Annotated in this window: 6 protein-coding genes and 1 pseudogene; 5 read left to right on the top strand and 2 right to left on the bottom strand. The window is 38.8% G+C overall.

Annotated elements, in window-relative coordinates:
• Together KCG35_RS23500 and KCG35_RS23495 are read left to right on the top strand one after the other, a co-directional pair.
• Positions 1-227 (top strand): excisionase family DNA-binding protein (locus KCG35_RS23500; protein ID WP_215822291.1); only part of this gene is annotated, 227 nt, incomplete at its 5' end.
• Positions 224-799: a PIN domain-containing protein gene (locus KCG35_RS23495; protein WP_215822290.1), complete on the top strand. Its 576-nt coding sequence runs from the start codon at positions 224-226 to the stop codon at positions 797-799. The genes KCG35_RS23500 and KCG35_RS23495, both read left to right, overlap by 4 nt.
• Before the next feature lie 90 nt (positions 800-889).
• On the opposite strand, the gene KCG35_RS23490 is transcribed toward KCG35_RS23495, so the two are convergent.
• Complete coding sequence (locus KCG35_RS23490) at positions 890-1,108, bottom strand: hypothetical protein (protein WP_215822289.1); 219 nt, start codon at positions 1,106-1,108, stop codon at positions 890-892.
• A gap of 293 nt (positions 1,109-1,401) precedes the next feature.
• Here KCG35_RS23490 and KCG35_RS23485 point away from each other — a divergent pair, with 293 nt between their 5' ends.
• Entirely contained in the window at positions 1,402-1,674 is a 273-nt protein-coding gene (locus KCG35_RS23485) for a hypothetical protein (protein ID WP_215822288.1), read from the top strand.
• 35 nt (positions 1,675-1,709) lie between these two features.
• On the opposite strand, the gene KCG35_RS23480 is transcribed toward KCG35_RS23485, so the two are convergent.
• Positions 1,710-2,282 (bottom strand): tetratricopeptide repeat protein, encoded by a 573-nt coding sequence (locus tag KCG35_RS23480; protein ID WP_215822287.1) that lies wholly within the window; start codon positions 2,280-2,282, stop codon positions 1,710-1,712.
• A gap of 892 nt (positions 2,283-3,174) precedes the next feature.
• On the opposite strand from KCG35_RS23480, the gene KCG35_RS26545 reads away from it, so the two are divergent.
• A complete protein-coding gene (locus tag KCG35_RS26545) occupies positions 3,175-4,698 on the top strand; it encodes a DUF6531 domain-containing protein (protein WP_230409341.1) in 1,524 nt (507 codons plus the stop codon).
• 29 nt (positions 4,699-4,727) lie between these two features.
• Positions 4,728-5,267, top strand: a pseudogene (locus tag KCG35_RS23470) (hypothetical protein); the annotation flags it as partial.

The following is a 5,267-nucleotide window of genomic DNA, read 5'->3' as shown; positions in this document are numbered from 1 at the left end:
AAGCTGACAAACCATTAACCGCACAAGAAGCCGCTCAGGTGATTGGTATGTCTCGACCCATGGTTGTTAAAGCCATCAAATCAGGCCAGTTGCCCTACTTCATGGTCGGTAGTCACTATCGTGTACAAGAAAGTGATGCCTTAGCCTTTAAAGCCAAATTACGTCAACAAGCACAGCAAGCTCTAGAAGATATGGCTGATATAGATAACGAGCTAGGATTAGAATGACGATTACTGCAGTACTGGACGCGAATGTACTCTACCCTCTTAAGTTGCGCGGCATGTTATTGTGGGTAGCCCATTTAGGTGGGTTTGCTCCTGTATGGAGCGATATCATTCAGGATGAATGGACCCGAAACCTTAAGAAAAACAACCCAGATATTGATATCAAAAAACTTGAAAAATCCTGTTACCAAATGAACCAAGGGTTTCCCTTTTCCAACATAGCTGGAGATGAAATAACTACTTTTATATCTAAAGTGCCAGAATTACCTGACCCAGATGATAAGCATGTAGTTGCAGCAGCTTTAGCCAGTGAAGCAAACTATATTGTTACCTACAATTTAAAAGACTTTCCTAACCGACTTTTAAACCCACTTGGTATTCAAGCATTAAAGCCAGATAATTTTTTTCAATTGTTGTCTGAACAGCAACCGCAAATTGTCTATGAGGGTATTGAAGCAGCACGTAAACGCTGGAAAAACCCACCGTTTTCCATAGATGAGTTACTTTTCTGGATGCAAAATAATAAACTAACCAGACTAAGCACTTTCTTAGAAACATTTAAAACATCGAAATAGTATAATTCATCCAAGGAATAACTAATTTATAACAAGCCCACGCCAAATAGGCGTGGAAAAATAAACTAAGAATTTATTTAACAAAAAGTTTTAATAATAATTCAGTAAGTCAGTCTGAAACTTAACAACAAATCGCTTCATCTGCCGTAGTTTGACTAATTCATCTTTCAAGCACTTCAACTGCACTCTTTCCTTGGACACATCGACACCATAATCCGCTACGATATCCAATGCGTTATGAATACGTGCAAAGTCAATGGTATCAGTAGAAGGTTTAATGACGTTGTGACATCCCTTGTGACAAGACATAGATACTCCTTATTGGTACATAACACTCCGGTCTTATATTGGCATACCCGTCCAAGCTTACCGTCCCCGCTGTGACTCGTTAAGCAGAAAAGTTAACAATCCCAACTATGAGATTTTTAGTGATAAACGGTTACCTATTGTCGATTAGTGGTATAAGAATCCTATATATGGGACAACATTTTCAGGAACAAGTACGACTAATGATTCACAAATCACGCTATACAACACATTGACTACTTTTCCATCACTATTATTTAAATTAAAATCAACTGATGGACGTAGTAAATAGAATCATGGCTCGCTTAAAGGATGAGCTACGCAGTAAGTACATTACTCAACGTAAACTAGCCGATCAGGTTAAATTGCCTCGATCGACGTTTAACCGTCATCTCAATACGGGACAAATTAAGCTTTGTGATTATTTGAAGATTTATGAGGTCTTGGGATTGGAGTGTCCTGTTGTTTTGTCTGATAAAGAATATGACCTACTAAAAGCATCAAGAGGTTTGTCAGGTGATGATTATAACGTCGTGTTATCAATCATAAATCAACTAAACCGTAAGTAACGTCATAAGGCCAACTCATTTGAAGTGGCCTTACTCTACACAAAATCTGCCAGCCAAAAGCCTTTTCGACGAGCACCCTCTATAAACCATTCACTTTCATTGGTTTTATTTGATTTCATCAGTTCCATCCCATGATAGTACATCGCTTCAGGGTGTAGGTTATAAGCAGCCTTCATAAGCCAATAACGATAAAGATCATGATCAACAGCACAACAGCTCGAACCAACCTTATAAAGCATTGCTAATTGAAACTGAGCACCAGCATGGTTAAGGTTTGCAGCATTAAAAAGATGTCTTTTTGCCTGGGCTTCATTGCGAGAAACAAAGTCACCATGTAAATAGTGATTGGCTAACTCGTACGCCGCATGATTATCACCTTCATTTGCTTGTGTCTGAAGAATCTCAATTAACATGCTTTTCCACTCTTTGGCCCTAACCTCATCTTTTAGAACTCCATCCCCAAAACTATAAATGATACCTAAATACTGACAGGCTTTAGCAACTCCTTTTTGGGCTAAGTAAGTGAATAATGCAATCGCATTTTCAATATCATTGCTTTCATAAGCGCTTTTCGCCTTATCTAGCACAGCATCGTATGTTGTATTCATATTCATCTAATTTGTCTTAACTTAAAAATATTTTCGACGAAATAATGCAAGGATCGCGATACAAGCCAGGACTATTGACCAAATAAAAAGAATTAGTTGTATTAATGATACGTGAGGCATTTCCACATAAATTTCAACAACCACGACAAGTGATACTAACGTTTGTAACCCTAGCAGAATCATTTCTACATAATAAATACATTTAGGATAAATTCCTGTAAGAAATAGTCCCGCTAAAATAACGCCAAGAACAAACAAGCCAATCACAGAATAAAAACTCCAGAAATATAATTTCTGATCTTTTGATCTAAAAGCATCCTATGACAGGTTAGATAAATCCCATTAATAACAGCAATTTTCGACTTAAGTATAATTACTTAATTATCTAACAATAGGTTACTAGTAATGATTAAATTTTTTCAACAAGAGACATTTATAATTGATGCACACCAAATAGACAATGATACACATGTATCAATATGTATAACATAACAAAGATAGATACAAACATTAAAGCCTATCTAAATCATACAATAAAAGTTTTAATAAAAAAGCAAGAAGTACTTAGAAAAATATAAACTTCTTTTTACTTTTGTATACTTATTTTTCAACACTTAATATTTACATATTAATCAATTTATTTAACGAAGTAGCTCATTCACGATTAAAGTTCCTTACCACTCATCTGATTACGTAATAACCACTAACACGTAAAGTTAATGGCCACTTACATCTAAGCATGCTTAGATCCTAATTTCTTTATCCATATAGCCACCAGCTATGGATTTGGAACTATGGAACCATTTTTTCCTGACCTTAATCATATTTACAAACAGCATGATCTGGTTAAAATTTGCGCAATTTTACCCAGTGTAAGCATCAGGATATTAGAATGCAGTTTTTTATCTCCCGCGTTTTACTGCCATTACTAGGTGTTATTTATTTAATACCTGTTTCTGCTGTTGAGATTGCTCCAACAGTAAGTCCTCCGTATTTTATACATGCGAGCAGTGGTTCTAGTTCAGCTGGTTCAATACAAGGTGTTATTAATAAGTGGTGGACTTCTTATCGAAAATATTGGGGAGTCTCTCCTTATGGGAAACTCAATTGTGGTTTTAATTATAACAAGCACTTTTCTATAAGTGGTGAATATGTCAGGTTAGTAGGTCTCCCGCTTACAGGCGATTGTGGAGGAGGAGATTATGTTGTAGCTCGCCTATCCTGTCCAACGGGTTATTATCAAAACGCAAACGGAATGTGTTCCGATAAGAAAGATGAGCCTAAACCAGAAAAAGAAATGGGCGCTCAGCAGTGTCAGGCCATGACTGACAACCCTATTAATATCGCCTCAGGCAATAAATATTTTTCTGAAACCGACTTCACTATTAATAACCTGCCCTCATTCACTCGTTACTACAATAGTCTCGATGGGAAATGGCGCCACAGCTATCAGTACACGCTGACCAATATTAACCATCCATCAATGAGAACTGTGAGCTTAGAAAGGCCTGATGGGCGTATTATCCGCTTTAGTTATATAAATGACCAATGGCAAGCCGATGCGGATGTATTTTCTTCTTTAAAAACGTGTGAAGAAGGCTTTTGTTTTACCCAAGGTTTACGCACTGAAAAATACAATAATGACGGTAAAATAATTAGTATTGAACACCCTAATAAACCCTCTATTTCTTTTGAATACTCTGAAAATAAAATAACTATATCAAGTGAGCAAGGTCAACAACTCATTTTAACGTTTAACAGTACTGAGCAGCTTATTGCTGCTGAAATTCCTAATGGCATTAAATATGAGTATACCTACGACGATGAGAATAGATTAACAGCGCGTGTTTTTGAGGATAAAAACGTAGAATATCACTATGAAAATAGCCAATTTCCTAATTACATCACGCGTATTATTGATGAACGTGGTGTAATACGAAATAGGGTTGAATATGACACTCAAGGGCGTGCAGTTCTCAGTGAATTAGCCGATAGTGCAGAAAAATCGACACTCAAATTTAATAATGATAATTCTACGACTGTTACTAACTCGCTTGGAAAAGCAACCACTTATTATTTCACCGTATTAAATGGTGTACGTAAACCTACACGTGTTGAAGGCCACGCTTCAGCCAACTGTATAGCCGCCAACCGCGATTACACCTATTACGATAATGGTCTGCTGAAATCCAAAACGGACTGGAAAGGTATCACCACCGCATATCAATACAACAACCGTGGTCTTGTTACTCGCCAAGTCGTAGCAGAAGGCACACCACAAGCCCAGGTAACGACGACGGAATGGCACGACACTTTCCGTTTGCCAGCCAAAGTGACCCAGCAGGGTATCACCACTGAATTCACCTATGACGAACAAGGCCGCTTGGTGCAACAACGCCAAGTGTCTTCGAAGTAATGGCCTACTGGGAGCAAACAGGAAGTACTATGAAGTTATTTAGCCAAACACTGTTATCCGCTGCCATTCTGGCAAGTCTAGCCTCGGGTGCCACGGCAAGCGATACCCGTCATGTGAGTTATGAGTATAACAACTTCGGACAAGTCACCCAAATCGATGGGCCGCGTACTGATGTGTCGGATATTACCCAATTTAGTTATGACGATCGGGGTAATTTAACCAGCGTCACCAATGCGTTAGGCCATACCACCCAGCTGCAAGACTTTACGGTCCTGGGTAGCCCCCAACGTGTCGTGGATGCCAATGGTGTAACCACTGAGCTAACGTATAACGTTCGGGGCTGGTTAACTTCCAGTAGCACGGCAGGTGCCACCACACAGTATACCTACGATGCCATTGGCCAAGTCACTCAGATTACCTTACCCAGTGGCGCCAGCTTAAGCTACGAATACGACAGTGCTGGTCGTTTAACGGCGGTCAGTAACAGCCAAGGTGAACGTATTGAATACACCTTGGATGCCATGGGTAACCGCACTCAACAGGTATTGAAATCTGCTACCGGTGAACTC

The sequence above is a fragment of the Zooshikella harenae genome (assembly GCF_018837975.1).
In the GTDB taxonomy this organism is placed as follows: domain Bacteria; phylum Pseudomonadota; class Gammaproteobacteria; order Pseudomonadales; family Zooshikellaceae; genus Zooshikella; species Zooshikella harenae.
The sequence above is the reverse complement of the archived record's forward strand: the minus strand, read 5'-3'. Positions and strand labels throughout refer to the sequence as shown.

What these genes read in the sequence shown, in the direction of transcription:
- KCG35_RS23485 (WP_215822288.1), top strand. Translation starts at nt 1,402, where the DNA reads ATGGCTCGCTTAAAGGATGAGCTACGCAGTAAGTACATTACTCAACGT.
- KCG35_RS23495 (WP_215822290.1), top strand. Translation starts at nt 224, where the DNA reads ATGACGATTACTGCAGTACTGGACGCGAATGTACTCTACCCTCTTAAG.
- KCG35_RS23480 (WP_215822287.1), bottom strand. Translation starts at nt 2,282, where the DNA reads ATGAATACAACATACGATGCTGTGCTAGATAAGGCGAAAAGCGCTTAT.
- KCG35_RS26545 (WP_230409341.1), top strand. Translation starts at nt 3,175, where the DNA reads ATGCAGTTTTTTATCTCCCGCGTTTTACTGCCATTACTAGGTGTTATT.
- KCG35_RS23490 (WP_215822289.1), bottom strand. Translation starts at nt 1,108, where the DNA reads ATGTCTTGTCACAAGGGATGTCACAACGTCATTAAACCTTCTACTGAT.